This window comes from Brucella pseudogrignonensis (assembly GCF_032190615.1).
GTDB classification, from domain to species: domain Bacteria; phylum Pseudomonadota; class Alphaproteobacteria; order Rhizobiales; family Rhizobiaceae; genus Brucella; species Brucella pseudogrignonensis_B.
Genome location: NZ_JAVLAT010000001.1, coordinates 999452 through 1016909 on the forward strand (window position 1 = coordinate 999452; position 17458 = coordinate 1016909).

A 17458-nucleotide genomic window follows, 5' to 3' on the forward strand; every position below is an offset into this window, starting at 1 on the left:
GCGCAGCGTCATCGCTGCGCCCCATATTCAAACATGCTCAGCCGGATAGGGCGTGGCTTTGGCCAGCAGAAAACCTGCACCAAATAACACGACCAACACCGACATGCCGAGCGCTGCCGATCCGCTAAGCGCTGTAACAGTCGCCACCAGAAATGGTCCAATAAAGCTGGTGGCGCGCCCTGCCAGCGCATAAATGCCAAAATAACGGCCTGACTCTTCAGGCTTAATGCTGCGCGCAAACCACGACCGCGATGATGCCTGCACAGGCCCGAATGCGGCTCCAATCATCAACCCGTAGATCAGATAAGCGTGCTCGGCAGGTGTTGCGAACAAGCCTTTCGCATCAGTCGGCGCGAATGAAATTAAGCCAAACATCGTATAGTCATGGCCCGTCGATACAATCCCAAGAGACGCTATAAATAGCAGGACAATCGATCCTAGAACCACAACCTTTGATCCCACCCGCGTATCCAGTTTGCTTGCAATCAGACAGCTAAAAATAGCCATCACGTTCAGGATCATGCCAAACAGACCAATTTCGGTGATAGACCAGCTGAATAGCACTGCCGCATAACCAGCTCCGAGCGCCAGCAGCGCATTGACGCCATCCTGATAAACCATACGTGCAATCAGGAAGCGGACGATACCCGGACGTCTGCGAACTTCACCAAGCGTCTTCTTCAATTCACTCAAACCTGAGCGCAAAGCTGGTGCGAGTTTTTCACCCTTTGCCACATCAGGCGTGAAGAAAAACATCGGAAGAATAAATACAAAATACCAGAGAGCAGAAATCGGTCCGGCTATGCGTCCGTCTTCGCCTTTCACTGGATCAAGCCCAAACAGCGGATTAATGCCAATGATTGTTTTTCCTGTTTCAGGTGACGCAGCCAGACAGAAAACGATGAAAATCAGCACCGTCATGCCACCAAGATAGCCAAGCCCCCAAGCAATATTCGACACCCGGCCAATATCTTTTTGCGGAACAAGCCGCGGCATCATGGAATCATTAAAGACAATCGAGAACTCTGCCGCAATCATCGCCAACGCAAATGCAAACAGCACCCAATAAATATTTGCACCCGGAACAGCGAACCACAGCGTAGCAAGCGCTGTAATCTTGATAATCGCAAAGAACGCTATCCATGGTTTTCGCGGTCCTGTTCTGTCAGACACAGCTCCGAGGATTGGCGACAGGATCGCAACCGCAAGCCCTGCTGCTGCAAAGCCATAGCCCCATGCGATCTGCCCAGCCTCTGGGCTCTCTGCCATGCGGGAAATGAAATAAGGACCAAAAATAAACGTCGTGACGACTGTAAAAAACGGCTGCGCCGCCCAGTCAAAAAATATCCAACCCCACACACCGCGGCGCGAAGAATAGCTGTCTTTCGGCATTGCATGTTCCGTCATTTTCGCGCCCATCCCCCGTGAAGCGCTGCGAACTTACACCGCTCGCTTTCACACCACAACAATGCAAAAAGGGCAGCCGAAGCTGCCCTTTTCATTTCCAATGGAATGCATTCTATTGTGCCAAATCTGACATCAACCCCGCTGCAACCGCGAGACGCGAGACGGTGAGATCACCGCCCTCGGTCAATGCGACCATACGATTTCGGATCTGATCGATACGGACAGCATCTTCTGCAAACCATGCAGCCGCTGCGTCTTTGTCCTTGCCGTATTTCTTGAGTGCCGCAATTGTAATGCCACGAGCAGCCTGCGTGATCGTATCGCTCGCACGCGACAAGGCCAGACCATCATAATAATCGGTGACTGGAATGGTGCGTGCTGCTTCTTCAATACGGCCAATACGGAACGCTTGCGACACACCAAAATAGGCCTTTGCGGTTGCAACAAGATCGGCAGAAGCCAAATGTGCAATCAGCGCAATGTCCGGCATGATGCCTGCAAGCTGAAGATTGGCCAGACGCTGAGCAAGCTTCTCTGGCGCACCCTTTTCAACAAAGGCCGCCTTGTCAGACTGAACCGCCTCAATGAGGTAATCAGGCATCAAACCATCAAAGCGTGGCTCAAGCGCTGCGCGAGCAGTGGTGATCGTGCTCACCAGTTCGGTCAAGTTTGCACGCGTTGTGTCATTGCGCAGCACCCATGCTGTCGTTGCAAGCAGCATTTCGCCAACCAGATGATAGAACTGGTTCTGCACATCACCCGCCACCTTGTTATCGAGCGCATCAATGGCGTCATAGATCGCGTCGATCTCAAAGCCATCACGCACTGCAACATAGGCGCGAACAATATCGGCAGGCGCCTTGCCTGTCGTATCGGCCAGACGGCTGATGAAGGTGATGCCGCCGCGATTGATCACATCATTAGCCAGCAAAGTAGCCACGATTTCGCGCTTCAAACGGTGGTTTGAAATTTCCTCCGCATATGTTTTGACCATGCGCTTCGGGAAATAACCAAACAGCAACTGCTCGAAATATGGCTCATCAGGCAACTTGCTTGCAACCAGATCATCCGACAACGACAACTTGGCATAAGCGAGCAGAACGGCGAGTTCTGGACGCGTCAGCGGCTGGCCTGATTTCTGACGATCATTGAGCACCGCATCCGAAGGCAGATATTCGACCTTACGATCCAAAAGTTTGCGGGCTTCGAGCTCAGCCATGAAACGTGCCTGATAAGGCAGCTCCGTGAGCCCCTGACGTTCACTCAGAGACAAAGCGAGCGGCTGGAGATAGTTGTTGCGCAGCACCAGTTCCGACACATCGTCAGTCATGCTCACCAGCAGCTTGTCGCGTGCTGGACGCTTTAGCTTGCCCGAACGCATAGCAGCAGCCAGTGCAATCTTGATGTTAACCTCAACGTCGGAGCAATTGACGCCTGCAGAATTGTCGATAGCATCAGTATTGTTGCGACCACCTGTGAGCGCATATTCAATACGCCCGCGCTGCGTCAGCCCAAGATTTGCACCTTCACCAATTACCCGTGCGCGCACTTCCGAACCCGTGATGCGGATCGCATCATTGGCACGATCACCGACCTGTGCATCGGTCTCAGCGGTTGAGCGAATATAAGTGCCGATACCACCGAACCACAGAAGATCAACCTGCGCTTTCAGGATCGCCGTCATGATTTCTTGTGGTGAAGCAGTGGTTTTTCCAAGGCCGATGGCCTTTGCTGCTTCCGCTGAAAGCGTAATTGTCTTCTGACTACGGCTATAGACGCCACCACCTTCCGACAGCTTCGAGCGATCATAATCCTGCCAGCTCGAACGCGGCAGATCAAACAGACGCTTGCGCTCTGCAAAACCGTGAGCAGGAACCGGATTTGGATCGATGAAGATGTCACGATGATCGAAGGCTGCAACCAGCCTGATCTGCTCCGACAACAACATACCATTGCCGAAGACATCGCCCGACATATCACCAACACCAGCAACCGTAAAAGGCTCGGTCTGGATGTCTGTGTTGAGTTCACGGAAATGCCGCTTCACAGCCTCCCACGCACCGCGCGCGGTAATGCCCATGCCCTTGTGATCATAACCGGCAGAACCGCCCGATGCGAAAGCATCATCAAGCCAGAAGTCATGCGCCTGGCTGATCGCATTCGCCGTATCGGAGAATGTCGCAGTGCCCTTGTCGGCAGCCACCACGAAATATGGGTCATCCTTATCGTGACGAACAACATCAACAGGCGGCACAACATCATTGTCGTGAATATTGTCGGTGACGGAAAGAAGCGTCGAGATGAAAACCTTGTAAGCATCACGACCGGCTTCAAACACCGCATTGCGATCGCCGCCAACCGGCAAACGCTTCGGATAGAAGCCACCCTTGGCACCAACCGGCACAATCACCGCATTCTTGACCTGTTGCGCCTTGACCAGTCCCAGAACTTCTGTGCGGTAATCCTGTGCGCGGTCCGACCAGCGCAGGCCACCACGTGCAACAGCGCCAAAGCGTAAGTGCACGCCTTCCACTTCAGGCCCATAGACGAAGATTTCGCGATAAGGGCGTGGATCTGGCAGACCCTCCACAAGCCGCGGATTGAGCTTAAACGCGAATGTTACGCGTGGATTGCCGTCTGCGTCAGGCTGATAGGCATTGGTACGCAGCGTTGCTTCGATCAGATTGCGGAAACGACGCAAAATCTGATCGTCATCAATGCTGGGTACGCCAAGAAGAGCGGTTTCAATCCCGTCCACCAGCTTGGTTTCCGCCGCTTCACGACGCTTAGCCGATGGGTTGAAGCGCAGATCAAACAGCGAATAGAGGTCGTTCGCAATTTCTGGATAGCGATTGAGCGCCGCCGCAATGAAACCCTGCGAGTAAGCAATACCCGCCTGTTGCAGATAACGACCATAGGCACGCAAGATCATGATCTGACGTGCGTTGAGACGTGCAGTCTGCACCAGCGCATTATAAGCATCATTGTCAGCCAGACCGTCCCATACAGTGCGGAACACATCTTCCAGCATTTCGCCATCGTCGGACAAATCGACCGGCGCGCCATAAGCGTTTACGAGCTGCATGTCATGCACGTAAACAGCTGCACCATCTTTGCCGGCTAACGGCAGGTCAATGGTCTGCTCGCTGACAACACGGAAGCCCATATTTTCAAGAAGCGGAACACGCTGCGACAGCACAACCGGCGCACCGTGATGATAGATCTTCAGCGAAACGGCATCCGGTCCATCAGTACGATAGCGATAAAAGTCTACGAAAAGCGGGGCTTCTGTACTCAAGCCAGCGATACGCTGCGCATCGACCAGTGCTTCCGGCGCCGTGAAAATTTCACGATAGGATTGCGGGAAGCTTGACGCCAGAGCAATAGTCTTCGCGTCAGCACTATCCGCGCTTTCACGCACAGCATCGTCCCATGTGCGAACGATTGAACGCACTTCTTCTTCCAGCGCATCGCGATCCACATGCGGCGTTGAACGCTCATGGCGACGGATGACGAACTGTACACGCGTCAGGCCGTTCTGCAAGAACACCGGATGGAATTCAAAGCTGTCGCCGCTATAAATATCGACCAGATAGCGACCGATTTTTTCACGCACAACAGAATCGTAGCGGTCACGCGGAATATAGACCAGCACAGTGGCAAAACGGCCAAAGCGATCAAGACGCGGGATCGCACGCACGCGCGGACGCTCACCCAATGCCAGAATAAATTCGGCATTGGCCGTAAGGCTTTCCGTATCGATCTGGAAAAGCTCATCGCGGGGATATTCTTCCAGCACATTGATAAGCGCCTTGCCGGAATGATCTTCACGATTAAAGCCAAGATGCTTGATAACCGTATCCGCCTTAGAGCGGATGAACGGAATACCTGCAACCGAGCTTGTGTAGGCAACTGACGTAAACAGGCCGACAACACGAAGCTCACCAATAGCTTCACCATTTGGGCCGAAAATCTTCACGCCGACATAATCAAGATAGGATCGGCGATGCACCAGTGAAAGCGAATTCGCCTTCGTCACGATTAGCGGTTCATTGCCGTCGAGAAAGTCTGTGATTTCACGTGGCGTCGCTTTATCGTCATCGTCCTTACGCAGAACGCGGACTTCGCCGTCATTGAGAATGCCAAGCGTTTCTTTGTCCGCAACAAGATCTCGCTTATCACCCTTCCCCTTGAAGGTCAGCTCACGCATACCAAGGAAGATGAAACGATCATCACGCAGCCATTCAAGGAAGGCGATTGCTTCGGGCATAGCCGGATCAAGGGTGAGCTTCTGAACGCGCTTGTAATCATCAATCGCCACATCAAGGCGCTTGATCATTGGCTTCCAGTCACTGACCGCAGAGCGAACCTGTCCAAGAACACGCTTGAGAGCGGCAGTCAGATCGGACTTAGCCTGCTTATCGAGCAGAGGCAGATGGATCTGCACAAGGCTAACGCGCTCAATGCCCTTAACAGGTGCGAGCTGCGATGCTTCGCCCAAAATAGTCAGGCCGTCTTTTTCCCGCTCAATATCGAGAACCGGATGAACAACCATGAAAATCTGGCTGACATGATCGTTCAGCTCACCCATGATCGAATCGAGCAGGAACGGCATATTATCGTTGACGATGGTAATGACGCTGACAGGGCGACCATGGCGTTCGACACTGTTATCGACGCTAATGATACTCTTACCCTTGCGATAGGACTCAAGCGCTTCATAGCCATACTGGGCAGATTTATCGAGCGCTGCGGCATCGTATGCCGCGAGATCTTCGGGCGGCGCCCATTCAAAGAGAAGCTGCGAAAAGGCGGTTAGCGTCTTCGACTTTCCTCCCTTTTTTTCCTCCTTGGCTGCCTTGGAACCCTTAACTTTGCTCGACCGATCCTGCTTTGCAGTCACGTCGGATACTCCTGTCATGATGGCAATGCGCGCCAAACTAGCAGATTGCCGGCTCGTTTCGATGACAAATCGTTGAAAACAACCAAATATTTCCGTGAAAGTCAGAAAATTTGCATCTAATCCATTTAAATTGGAACAAAACTTCGGAAAGCTTTTGAAAAATTTCAGAATGTGCCGACGAGGCTGTACGGAAATGACACAGCGTATTTACGTAAGCGTCACAAAAGCTAAATTTCGCCACAAATCACCACCGAATCTTGTGCTGTTAATGGCACTTAAAGTTCGATGAGATGGTCATCCAATTCATTGGCATTATGCGCGCCTGCCGGAAAATGTTTCTCCAGCAATTGGCCTGCCTGACCAATGGCCAGGACAAAGCCTTCGGCCACTTCCGAGCGTGATGCATGGTGCGTCAGCGTGGCAACGATCCCGTTCCACTCTTCCTGTTCCACCCGCGCATGAATGCCTGCATCGGCAATCACTTCCGCATAATGTTCAGCCATAGAAACAAACAGCAAAATGCCAGTTCGGTGTTCGGTGATATGAACATTGCGTGCCAGAAACTGCTGCAAAGCATTGAGATGCGCACGCTTGTAACGAATATGGCGCGGCACCAGCAACATGCGAATGGATGGCACCAACCACAAAAGCAGCATCGCTGTGGCAAAAGCCGCAAGTATAGCAAGGCCAAACATCGGCAGGCTGATATCAAACCAATACCAATGTGCGAGAAAAGCCATGATGACCGAAACAATCAGAATGCCGCAGGTGGCAACAAAACCCGCCGCGAAGAAATAATCATCACTGGTACGGGCCAGAACTGCGTAAATTTCACCGCTCGTATTGGCTTCCGCATCCCGGATAGAAACAGCAATGCGCTCGTGATCCTGTTCGCTGATAAGGTTTTTAGAACTCACAGACGTCTCCCTTACCAGCTACCCGAAGCGCCGCCGCCACCGGACGATCCACCGCCGCCGGAGAAGCCGCCGCCACCTCTGCCGCCTGATGACCAACCGCCACCACCGCCAGAAAATCCGCCGCCGCCGGAACCGCCACGGGAATTAAAATCCACAACCATGCCAAGCCAGCGATATTTTCCAGGCCCAATCTTGCGTCCAAAAATCGGTGTCAAGATCGCCATGCCGAAGCCGCCAAAGAAGATCACCGCCCAGAAGATGATAAAGATAACAAAAACCCAGTCGATGTCATCGGAACCAGAACTGGTCTGAACATTCCGCTTGGCACGGGCTGCCAGTTCGGCGGCGTCACCGGAAAGAACCGACAAAATGCCATCAACACCTTGCACGATACCTTCAGAGTAATTGCCGCTACGAAATTCTGGAATGATCGTGCCATTAATGATGACGCTCGAAAGCGCATCGGTCATCGTACCTTCAAGCCCGTAACCGACCTCAATACGCACCTTGCGATCATTGGGTGCCACAACCAGCAGGACACCATTGTTCTCCTGCTTTTGCCCTAAGGCCCAAGCCCGGAACAGACGATTGGAATAGCTTTCAATATCCTCGCCATTGAGGCTGGGAACAGTCACCACGACCACCTGATCGGATGACTTTGCTTCAAAATCAGCCAACTTCTGGGTGAGCTGTTGTAACTGCGACGGATCGATAATCCCGGCCGCATCAACCACTCGACCTGTCAGTGACTGTGTCGGCTTTGCCGCATCCTGCGCGTTGGCACCAACTGCAACAAAGCTTGCAAACAGGAAAAGCAAAAAGGCCGCAAGCGATCGTGGCCCATTCAGGTCACGAACCACCGCATCACGCATTGGGAGCAAAGCTGCCACGGGCGCAGGCTCCGTTGTTAAAACTTGACCTGTGGAGCGCTCTGGCTTGACGCATCGGCACTAAATGTCTGCATTGGTGCAGCATCACGATACCAGATCCATGTCCAGATCATCGTCGGCATAGTGCGGATCGATGTATTATAGACGCGGACCGCTTCAATATAATCACGGCGCGCCACAGCGATACGGTTTTCCGTACCTTCCAGCTGCGATTGCAGCGCAAGGAAGTTCTGATTGGCCTTCAGATCAGGATAACGCTCCACGACCACCATCAGGCGTGAAAGCGCGCTGGTAAGATTCGCCTGATTTTCCTGAAACTGCTTGAAGAGTTCCGGATCGTTGAGCGTTTCTGGGGTAATCTGCACCTGTGTCGCCTTGGCGCGCGCATCAATCACCGCTTGCAAGGTGTCTTTTTCGTGTGCGGCGTAGCCCTTCACGGTTTCTACCAGATTGGGCACCAGATCAGCGCGGCGCTGGTATTGGTTCTGCACTTCGCTCCAAGCGGCTTTGGCTTTTTCATCATTGGTGGGGATTGTATTGAAGCCGCAAGCTGAAAGCAGCGGAACCAAAACAGCCAAACCCAAGACAACGAAAATGCGACGGAATGAAAACGCACGAATAGCCGTTACAGCCGACATGGTATTCTCCTGAACAGGGCGCCTTTTCAGCGCTGTAAAACTCTATGCTCGCATATGCGCGTTCACGAAAATGCGAGCCGTCAAATCAATAAGATAGACGAAATTCCGGCATTTTCCAGTCGATTTGCTCGAAGTCGAAAACCAAATAAAAAAGGCAGCGGATTGCTCTGCTGCCTTTTCGTTCGCAAGTTGCGAAAAATTATTCGCTTGCAGCTTCTTCAGCTGGTGCAGCTGCGGCAGCAGCAGCTTCAGCGGCCTTTGCAGCAGCTTCTTCTTCAGCCTGCTTAGCCATAGCAAGACGTTCCTGAGCCTTCTTGCCTGGCAGACCCTTGGTCAGGTTGCTGCGTTCTTCACGCTTTGCAATACCGGCCTGATCGAGGAAGCGAAGAACGCGATCGGTTGGCTGTGCGCCCTGTGCAATCCAATGCTGAATGCGGTCAGCGTCGAGCTTTACGCGCTCTGCGTCTTTGGCAAGCATTGGGTTCCATGCACCAACGGTTTCGATGAAACGGCCATCGCGAGGGCTGCGAGCGTCAGCAACAACAACGTGGTAGTAAGGACGCTTCTTGGAGCCAGCGCGGGCGAGACGGATCTTAAGAGCCATTTTTTCTTTCCTTTAGTCAATTATCCTGCCCTGTCGGGCAATCGGTTAAGCCAGTTTGGCTATTCAGTTTCCGCTGTGATTTGCAGCGGCATGCTCATGGTGCCGAATAACTTCCTTCACGATGAAGTTCAGGAATTTTTCAGCAAAATCGGGATCGAGATGCGCATCAACAGCCAGCGCACGCAGACGCTCGACCTGACGCTTCTCGCGTGCTGGGTCAGCAGCAGCAAGGCCGCGCTCGGCTTTCAACACACCCACAGCCTTTGTGCAGCGAAAACGCTCAGCAAGCATGTGGATGAGTGCAGCATCGATATTATCGATGGAAGCACGCAGAGAGAGAAGTTCAGCGGGTACGGTGTTCTTTTCGTCAGCCATCTTACTCACTTCTTCTTTGGCAGGCCGGGAAGACCGCCACCAAAACCGGGAAGTTTAGGACCGCCCAAGCCCGGCAGACCTCCACCGGGAAGGCCAGGCATTCCGCCACCTTTGGTCAGACCAGCGGCTTCTGCCTGTTTGGCCAGCGCTTCAAGCTGCTTAGGATCCATCTTGGACAGATCAGGCATACCGCCCATACCGCCACCAAGACCACCAAGGCCCATCTTGCCAGCAAGACCGCCCATCATCTGCTTCATCATTCCGCCCTTGCCCTTGCCCATGACTTTCATCATGTCGGCCATCTGGCGGTGCATCTTGAGAAGCTTGTTAATGTCGGCAGAACTGGTGCCAGAACCCTTAGCAATGCGCTGCTTGCGGCTGTGCTTGAGAAGATCAGGATTGGCGCGCTCGGCTTTGGTCATCGAACCGATGATGGCGAGCTGACGATCAAATACCTTGTCATCAAGACCGGCTGCTGCTGCCTTATCCTTCATGCCACCCATGCCGGGCATCATACCCATGATGCTACCCATACCGCCGAGCTTTTTCATCTGGCCAAGCTGATCGGCAAGATCATTGAGATCGAACTTGCCCGACTGCATCTTCTTGGCCATCGCTGCGGCTTTTTCCGCATCAATGTTTTCGGCAGCCTTTTCGACGAGCGAAACAATGTCGCCCATGCCAAGAATACGGTCGGCAATACGCTTTGGATAAAACTCCTCAAGCGCATCCATCTTTTCGCCAGTGGCAATCAGTTTGATCGGCTTGCCGGTGATGGCGCGCATCGAAAGCGCTGCACCACCACGGCCATCACCATCCATACGGGTGAGAACGATGCCGGTAATGCCAACGCGCTCATCGAAGTTGCGCGCAAGATTAACCGCGTCCTGACCAGTCAGACTGTCTGCCACAAGCAGAATTTCATGCGGATTGGCGGCTTTGCGGATATCCGCCATTTCCACCATCAACGGCTCGTCGATATGCGTGCGACCAGCGGTATCGAGGATCACCACATCATGACCGCCAAGCTTTGCAGCCTGAACGGCACGCTTGGCGATTTCGACCGGCGACTGGCCGGCGATGATTGGCAATGTATCAACAGAGGTCTGGATACCAAGCTGACGAAGCTGTTCCTGCGCTGCCGGACGACGCGTATCAAGCGACGCCATCAACACCTTTTTGCGGTTACGCTCGGTCAGGCGCTTCGACAGCTTGCCCGTCGTCGTTGTCTTACCCGACCCCTGCAAACCAACCATCATAATGACGACAGGTGCTGGTGCGTTCAGATCAACTGTAACGCCCTCGGTGCCAAGCATTTCGACAAGTTCGTCATGGACGATCTTAACGACCATCTGGCCGGGCTTGATGCTTTTAAGAATCTCTGCGCCGACAGCCTTCTCGCGAACGCGGTCAGTGAAAGAACGAACCACTTCCAGCGAAACGTCGGCTTCGATCAGCGCACGACGCACTTCGCGCAGCGCAGCCGCCACGTCGCTTTCAGAGAGAGCGCCGCGTCCGGTCAGGCCGTTCAGAATGGAGCCAAGACGCTCCTGAAGTGATTCAAACATCTAATTTCCTTTTAATCCGCGAGGACGCTCAGGGCTTCATCGGGATAGATCGTTCTTTGACCAAACCAGTTCAAGAACCAACCAAAGCGGTACAACACCCGAGGGCGCATCGCGCTGTCGGATGTGGACCTCCGGGATCTTTTTATACCAAATGGGTCCCGGTCGGTGGCTCGCGTTCTAAAGATCGCGGATAGATTGGCTGTCGCTTTAAAGTGGGGAGCCTGTCATGTCAAGCAAAAACCAGAAAACAGCACTTTTAAACGGCTGCTTGGCCCATAAAAGCAGGTAAGTTGGCGCCAGTTTACGAAAACTTGAAGATTACGTGGAAAAAGGATTATAAGCGCGCCGCTGTTCTTTGGGCTTAGGGGCCCATTGCAACATGACATCCGGTGTAAAGAATGGCAAATTCGCGCCGAGGTAGAATCAACTCCGAAGGAGAAACGAATGGCATTGTTTGCCAAGGGCCGGACATGGACGGCAGCAGCAGTTCTTGCAGTGAGCATGATGGCTGGTACAAGCATCGTCGAAGCAGCCCAGTGTGGCAACAATGGCGCTGGCTATAATGCCTGGCTCCAGCAAACAATCAAGGAAGCGCAGTCGCGCGGCATTGGCAATCGCGCCATCAACGCTCTGAAGAACACAAAATATGCCCAGGCAACCATCAATGCCGACCGCAATCAGAAAAGCTTTAAGCTGACGTTTGAGCAGTTCATGCAGAAGCGTGGCGCGAACACCATCATTCAGCGTGGCAAATCGATCAAGAAGCAGAATGCAGCGCTCTTCGCAGCAATTGAAAAGCGTTATGGCGTTCCTGCTGGTCCACTGATTGCAATCTGGGGCATGGAAACCGGCTTCGGCGCTTATCTCGGCAAGCAGCACACGCTATCAGCAGTTGCTACGCTGGCTTATGACTGCCGCCGCAGCGACTACTTCACACAGCAGCTTTACGCTGCACTCAAGCTGATCGACAATCAGGACCTCGATCCGAATGCGGTTGGCGCAATGCACGGTGAAATCGGCCAGACGCAGTTTCTGCCAGTCAACGTTCTGAAATACGGCGTCGATGGTGATGGCAGCGGCCATATCGACATGGCACGTTCAAAGGCTGACGCCCTTTATTCCACCGCCAACTTCCTCGTCGGTCATGGCTGGAAACGTGGCGCTGGCTATCAGCCAGGTGAACCGAACTATTCTGCTATTCAGGGCTGGAACGCTGCGCAGGTTTACCAGCGTGCTATTGCTGAAATGGGCAAGGCAATCGACCAATAATCATTGGTATGGCTTAACAGTTTGCTGTTTCGCAATAATCTAAACAGAGAAAAGCCCCGATTTTCGGGGCTTTTTTTCGTCTTATGCTGGTGTTTCCGGTGCATTTTCCACTGAAACTTCCGGCCTTTTGAAGTCTCCGGTCTGTTGATCCATCACCCAAAGTTCGCCGGTCGAAATATCGAACCAGGCGCCAAAAAGGGTGAGCTTACCCTTCTTCTCAAGAATATCGACGCATGGAAATGTGCGCAGATTGTTGAGCGAATAGCGGATCGAAATACGCTCAAGCGCCGTTTGACGCTCAGTTGGCGTCATTAGACTATTGCCATTGACCGTTTCTGCGGCCGGCGCAATCAGGCTCATCCACTTGCCGATGAAATCACCCGGCGAAAGCGGCGCAAATTGTGTATCAAGAGCCGCCTTGATACCACCGCATCGGCCATGGCCCATGACGACGATATTCTTCACCTTAAGGCTCTGCACAGCAAACTCCAGTGCCGCCGAAGCCGCATGAAATTCGCCATCCGGCTCATAAGGCGGGATGAGATTTGCAACGTTACGAAGAACGAAAATCTCACCGGGAGCGGTATTGAAAATTGTTTCTGGAGCGGCGCGGGAATCGCAGCAGGCAATGACCAGTGTTTGTGGTGCCTGACCTTTTTCAGCGAGTTCCTTATAACGTGCCGTTTCAGACGCGAAATGCTCGCTCATAAAGGTTTGGTAACCGGCGAGGAGTGTATCTGGAATATCAGCCATGACTTTCCATTATCCCTATCGAAAACGCAGAGCAATCAAAAAACATCGGGCCATAATCCTTGCGACCCGTTGCCGCTTATAAATGCACTATGCACGCAAGCCTTTGGTCGGATGAACGAGCCGTCTTGTTTGCACCATGGCCATAGGCTTGGCCAAACTCGATGCATCGGCTTCCAGCATCAACTCATCAGCCCCACGCTTTGCCGAACGCGCCATGATTTCAAAGACGGCAGCTGTCGTGCTTTGGAGAGATTTTTCCTCCGAGAAGCCCGCAAGTCTTCGCGCGAGAAACACAGCAGAGGTGAGATCGCCAAGACCATTGGTCGGCCCGTGAACGCAACGATGCTCCGCCATAAGTGCTGAGGTCGGCGTCAGCAAAATATTACCGATGCTTCCAGTCATCAACGGAAAAGCCGATGTTACCAGCATCGTTGCTGGTCCTGTATCAAGGGCTGCTTCCATCAATGCCTTGTTGTCTTCAAGCTCAACACCCGTCAGCCAAGAAAGCTCAAAGCGATTGGGTGTTGCAATATCGGCAAGCGGCATCAGATGATCACGAATACCGATCGCTGTCGCTTCCGGCACGTAAAGCCCCTTCTGATCACCAATCACCGGATCGCAAAGGTAAAGCGCTTTGGGATTGTGCTCTTTCACCTTTTTAACCAGCCCCGCCACGGCTGCTGCCTGTTCAGAATTGCCAAGATAACCTGTCAGAATAGCACCCACCTCCCCAAGCCAGGGTGCGCGCTCAAGATCCTGCATCAGTGTCGCAAACTCTTGTGGAGGTGGCACAATGCGCCCTGCAGGACCATGGCCCGGATGCCATGGCAATACCACGGTCGGCACAGCCCAAACTGGGAAACCGAGTGTTTCCAGAGCGAAAACAGCGGCACGATTTCCAACGGAACCGCGCACGACATGGCTTGAGATGACAATAACGGTTGTCGCGTCCGAAGGCGCAGAAAGCGTCATGTTAAACCTGGCTTTGCATGAGATAGGAAATCAGCCAGACGATAATCGCCAGCGTGATGATGAGACCAAGCCAGCGCCCGACGCGCGTGGCCCAGAGTTCGATAGGATCGTTTTCGGGCGCATCATCGGCAGACAGATGTTTGCTGGTACGAGAAAGCCCACGCCGAACCATCGCTTGCGGGCCTGTTTGCTCGCGCGCCAGACGCTCAAGAATACGCTCAGCCTCATCCTGACGCTCGCGTCCCGGATTTCCGCCCTCGCCTATGCCCGCCTGATGGCGTTCTCCCATATTCTGCCTGCCTTCAAGAAAGACTCGTGCTCCGGATTAGACGATACAGCATTATGCCCGAACGGCAGTTCTGCAAGCAGAATATTGTCTGCTTATGTCAGTTTCACGATGAGCTTGCCGAAATTGCCGCCTTCGAGCATTGAAATGAAAGCTTTTGGCGCGTTTTCAAGCCCCTCTACAATGTCTTCGCGGTAGCGGACATGACCATCAGCAATCCATTTCGCCATATCATGCTGAAAAGCCCGCGCCTGATCTGCAAAATCACGCTGGATGAAACCACGAATTGTCAGGCTCTTGGTCAGAATATCACGCATTAGCATCGGCATCCGATCCGGTCCATCGAAAGCGCCCTTCTGATTATATTGCGCAATCAGACCGCACACCGGAACACGTGCAAACGGATTGAGAAGTGGCAGAACTGCATCGAAAACCTTACCGCCGACATTTTCAAAGTAGACATCAATGCCTTTGGGACAAGCCAGCGCCAGTTCCTGAGCAAAATTCTCACTACGATGATCAAGTGTTTCATCAAAGCCAAACTCATCAATCAGTGCTTTGCATTTGTCTGGACCACCGGCAATTCCGACCGCTCGCGCACCTTTAAGCTTGGCAATCTGGCCAACAGCAGAGCCAACTGGACCGGTTGCTGCTGCAACGACAACAGTTTCACCATCTTTGGGCTGACCGATTGTCAGAAGTCCTGAATAAGCGGTGAAGCCCGGCATCCCCATGACGCCAAGTGCAGTTGTAACCGGCGCCTGCTTCGGATCAAGCTTGCGCAGCGTCGATGCATCGGCAACCGCAAAGCTCTGCCAGCCTGAATGCGAGAGAACAAAGTCACCCGGAAGAAAGCCCGCACTGTTGCTTTTTACAACTTCGCCAACTGTACCCCCCTCCATTGGAGAACCAATCTCAGTCGGAGCAGCATAGGATTTGGCTGCACTCATGCGCCCGCGCATATAGGGATCAAGCGAGAGATAGCGGATTTTAAGCAGAACCTCGCCTTCACCGGGCTCAGGGATTGCAGCTTCATCAAGACGAAAATTCTCGGCACTTGGCTTTCCATCCGGGCGTGATGCAAGGACGATCTGCTGATTGATTTTTCCGCTCATAAATCCGTCTCCTGATATTCTCAATAAGACGTAATCTAGTGTGCACTGAGGAAAAGTGCACCTGTTTCATCGCAAAGATTACATAAAGAAAACCTCGCCTATGGCGGGGGTACCATGTGCGAGGTCTCTCACTTGGAGGAAGAAGTAAGGTGGCGCGCACTGCTTTCGGGAACGCGCAACCTCATGAAAAGGAGGTTACTTCATCGTTGGGATGACGAATTCTGCACCATCCTTAACGCCAGACGGCCAACGCGAGGTAACAGTCTTGGTCTTGGTGTAGAAGCGGAATGCATCCGGACCGTGCTGGTTGAGATCACCGAAGCCCGAAGCTTTCCAGCCGCCAAACGTGTAGTAAGCAATCGGAACCGGGATTGGCACATTGATACCAACCATGCCGACCTGAACGCGGCTTGCGAAATCGCGTGCTGCATCGCCATCACGGGTGAAGATAGCAACGCCATTGCCGTATTCATGTTCGTTTGGCAGAGCGAGCGCCTCTTCATAGGTCTTGGCGCGAACTACCGAGAGAACGGGGCCGAAGATTTCTTCCTTATAGATGCGCATGTCGGATGTCACATGATCAAACAGACAGCCACCCATATAGAAGCCGTTTTCATAACCCTGCATCTTGAACCCACGGCCATCAACGACAAGCTTTGCGCCTTCCTCAACACCGAGATCGACATACCCACGAATGCGGTCGAGAGCGGCCTTGGTGACAACCGGGCCATAATCGGCTGAATTATCAGTCGAAGGGCCAATCTTCAGAGATTCAACCCTTGGAATCAGCTTTTCCATCAGACGGTTTGCAGTATCTTCACCAACAGGGACAGCAACCGAAATCGCCATGCAGCGTTCGCCAGCCGAACCGTAACCAGCACCGATCAGCGCATCCACGGTCTGATCCATATCGGCATCGGGCATGATCAGCATGTGGTTCTTGGCACCACCGAAACACTGGACGCGCTTGCCGTTCGAGCAACCGCGACCATAGATATATTGTGCAATTGGTGTCGAACCGACGAAGCCGATTGCCTGCACATCCTTATCGTCGAGCAGCGCGTCGACCGCATCCTTGTCGCCGTTAACGACGTTGAAAATGCCAGCTGGAAGACCGGCTTCCATGAACAGTTCGGCCAGACGCATTGGCACGCCAGGATCGCGTTCGGATGGCTTCAATACGAAGGCATTGCCGCAGGCAATCGCCGGGCCAGCCTTCCAAAGCGGGATCATGGCAGGGAAATTGAACGGCGTTATACCAGCAACAACACCGAGCGGTTGACGCATCGAATAGGTGTCGATGCCCGTACCTGCATTGTCGGTGAATTCGCCCTTGAGCATATGAGCGGAACCGAGGCAGACTTCCACCACTTCCAGACCGCGCTGAATGTCGCCCTTGGCGTCAGCGATCGTCTTTCCGTGCTCGCGGGCCAGCAGCTCTGCAAGGCTGTCATATTCAGCTTCAACCAGTTCAAGGAATTTGCGCAGAATGCGAACGCGGCGCTGCGGATTGGTCGCCGCCCATGCTGGCTGCGCTGCCTTTGCGTTTTCGACCGCTGCACGGACTTCATCTTTTGTGGCGAGAGCCACCGTACCCTGAACTGTGCCATCAAGAGGCTGAAAAATATCAGCCGTACGGCCGCTTTTTCCGGCAACATGCTTGCCGCCGATAAAATGTCCTACAGTGCGCATCAAAACGCCTCCCTTATGTTGTTCCTTAAGGCGGCGTCAAAAGCCGTCTTCTTGTAGCCCATCCTGACT

At 53.2% G+C, this 17458-nt stretch carries 14 protein-coding genes; 1 reads left to right on the forward strand and 13 read right to left on the reverse strand.

Annotation, left to right across the window (positions count from 1 at the left end; translation table 11 throughout):
• Positions 1-27 precede the first annotated feature (27 nt).
• The 8 genes from RI570_RS04885 to ffh all read right to left on the reverse strand — a co-directional run bounded on the left by RI570_RS04885 (position 28) and on the right by ffh (position 11302).
• Positions 28-1407: an MFS transporter gene (locus RI570_RS04885; RefSeq protein ID WP_313827262.1), complete on the reverse strand. Its 1380-nt coding sequence runs from the start codon at positions 1405-1407 to the stop codon at positions 28-30.
• 112 nt (positions 1408-1519) lie between these two features.
• Complete coding sequence (locus tag RI570_RS04890) at positions 1520-6310, reverse strand: NAD-glutamate dehydrogenase (protein ID WP_313828555.1); 4791 nt, start codon at positions 6308-6310, stop codon at positions 1520-1522.
• A 275-nt stretch (positions 6311-6585) separates the two neighbouring features.
• Positions 6586-7227 carry a TPM domain-containing protein gene (locus RI570_RS04895; RefSeq protein WP_313827263.1) on the reverse strand — a complete coding sequence of 214 codons (642 nt, stop codon included), beginning with the start codon at positions 7225-7227 and terminating at the stop codon, positions 6586-6588.
• A gap of 11 nt (positions 7228-7238) precedes the next feature.
• Positions 7239-8045: a YgcG family protein gene (locus RI570_RS04900; protein ID WP_313828556.1), complete on the reverse strand. Its 807-nt coding sequence runs from the start codon at positions 8043-8045 to the stop codon at positions 7239-7241.
• An 89-nt stretch (positions 8046-8134) separates the two neighbouring features.
• Positions 8135-8755 carry a LemA family protein gene (locus RI570_RS04905; protein ID WP_313827265.1) on the reverse strand — a complete coding sequence of 207 codons (621 nt, stop codon included), beginning with the start codon at positions 8753-8755 and terminating at the stop codon, positions 8135-8137.
• A 199-nt stretch (positions 8756-8954) separates the two neighbouring features.
• Positions 8955-9359: a 30S ribosomal protein S16 gene (rpsP, locus tag RI570_RS04910; protein ID WP_313827267.1), complete on the reverse strand. Its 405-nt coding sequence runs from the start codon at positions 9357-9359 to the stop codon at positions 8955-8957.
• 63 nt (positions 9360-9422) lie between these two features.
• Complete coding sequence (locus RI570_RS04915) at positions 9423-9734, reverse strand: chorismate mutase (protein WP_313827268.1); 312 nt, start codon at positions 9732-9734, stop codon at positions 9423-9425.
• A gap of 5 nt (positions 9735-9739) precedes the next feature.
• Positions 9740-11302 (reverse strand): signal recognition particle protein, encoded by a 1563-nt coding sequence (ffh, locus tag RI570_RS04920; protein ID WP_313827270.1) that lies wholly within the window; start codon positions 11300-11302, stop codon positions 9740-9742.
• 444 nt (positions 11303-11746) lie between these two features.
• Between ffh and RI570_RS04925 the strand changes: the two genes are divergently transcribed.
• Positions 11747-12571, forward strand: a complete 825-nt coding sequence (locus RI570_RS04925) for a lytic murein transglycosylase (protein WP_313827271.1) — start codon at positions 11747-11749, stop codon at positions 12569-12571.
• A gap of 81 nt (positions 12572-12652) precedes the next feature.
• On the opposite strand, the gene RI570_RS04930 is transcribed toward RI570_RS04925, so the two are convergent.
• From RI570_RS04930 to RI570_RS04950, 5 genes are all read right to left on the reverse strand, one after another.
• Positions 12653-13324 (reverse strand): carbonic anhydrase, encoded by a 672-nt coding sequence (locus tag RI570_RS04930; RefSeq protein ID WP_313827272.1) that lies wholly within the window; start codon positions 13322-13324, stop codon positions 12653-12655.
• Positions 13325-13411: 87 nt separating this feature from the next.
• Positions 13412-14296: a pyridoxal kinase PdxY gene (gene pdxY / locus RI570_RS04935; protein WP_313827274.1), complete on the reverse strand. Its 885-nt coding sequence runs from the start codon at positions 14294-14296 to the stop codon at positions 13412-13414.
• A 1-nt stretch (position 14297) separates the two neighbouring features.
• Positions 14298-14585, reverse strand: coding sequence for a hypothetical protein (locus RI570_RS04940; RefSeq protein WP_313827275.1), 288 nt, complete (start codon positions 14583-14585; stop codon positions 14298-14300).
• Between the two features lie 92 nt (positions 14586-14677).
• On the reverse strand, positions 14678-15697 hold the full coding sequence (locus RI570_RS04945; RefSeq protein ID WP_313827276.1) for an NADP-dependent oxidoreductase: 1020 nt from the start codon (positions 15695-15697) through the stop codon (positions 14678-14680).
• 195 nt (positions 15698-15892) lie between these two features.
• Positions 15893-17389, reverse strand: coding sequence for a CoA-acylating methylmalonate-semialdehyde dehydrogenase (locus RI570_RS04950; protein WP_313827277.1), 1497 nt, complete (start codon positions 17387-17389; stop codon positions 15893-15895).
• Positions 17390-17458 lie beyond the last annotated feature (69 nt).

Bases quoted from the DNA above. Each gene is read 5' to 3' on its own strand.
- pdxY (WP_313827274.1), bottom strand. From the start codon at position 14,296: ATGACGCTTTCTGCGCCTTCGGACGCGACAACCGTTATTGTCATCTCA.
- RI570_RS04915 (WP_313827268.1), bottom strand. From the start codon at position 9,734: ATGGCTGACGAAAAGAACACCGTACCCGCTGAACTTCTCTCTCTGCGT.
- RI570_RS04930 (WP_313827272.1), bottom strand. From the start codon at position 13,324: ATGGCTGATATTCCAGATACACTCCTCGCCGGTTACCAAACCTTTATG.
- RI570_RS04940 (WP_313827275.1), bottom strand. From the start codon at position 14,585: ATGGGAGAACGCCATCAGGCGGGCATAGGCGAGGGCGGAAATCCGGGA.
- RI570_RS04885 (WP_313827262.1), bottom strand. From the start codon at position 1,407: ATGACGGAACATGCAATGCCGAAAGACAGCTATTCTTCGCGCCGCGGT.
- rpsP (WP_313827267.1), bottom strand. From the start codon at position 9,359: ATGGCTCTTAAGATCCGTCTCGCCCGCGCTGGCTCCAAGAAGCGTCCT.
- RI570_RS04905 (WP_313827265.1), bottom strand. From the start codon at position 8,755: ATGTCGGCTGTAACGGCTATTCGTGCGTTTTCATTCCGTCGCATTTTC.
- RI570_RS04945 (WP_313827276.1), bottom strand. From the start codon at position 15,697: ATGAGCGGAAAAATCAATCAGCAGATCGTCCTTGCATCACGCCCGGAT.
- ffh (WP_313827270.1), bottom strand. From the start codon at position 11,302: ATGTTTGAATCACTTCAGGAGCGTCTTGGCTCCATTCTGAACGGCCTG.
- RI570_RS04950 (WP_313827277.1), bottom strand. From the start codon at position 17,389: ATGCGCACTGTAGGACATTTTATCGGCGGCAAGCATGTTGCCGGAAAA.
- RI570_RS04925 (WP_313827271.1), top strand. From the start codon at position 11,747: ATGGCATTGTTTGCCAAGGGCCGGACATGGACGGCAGCAGCAGTTCTT.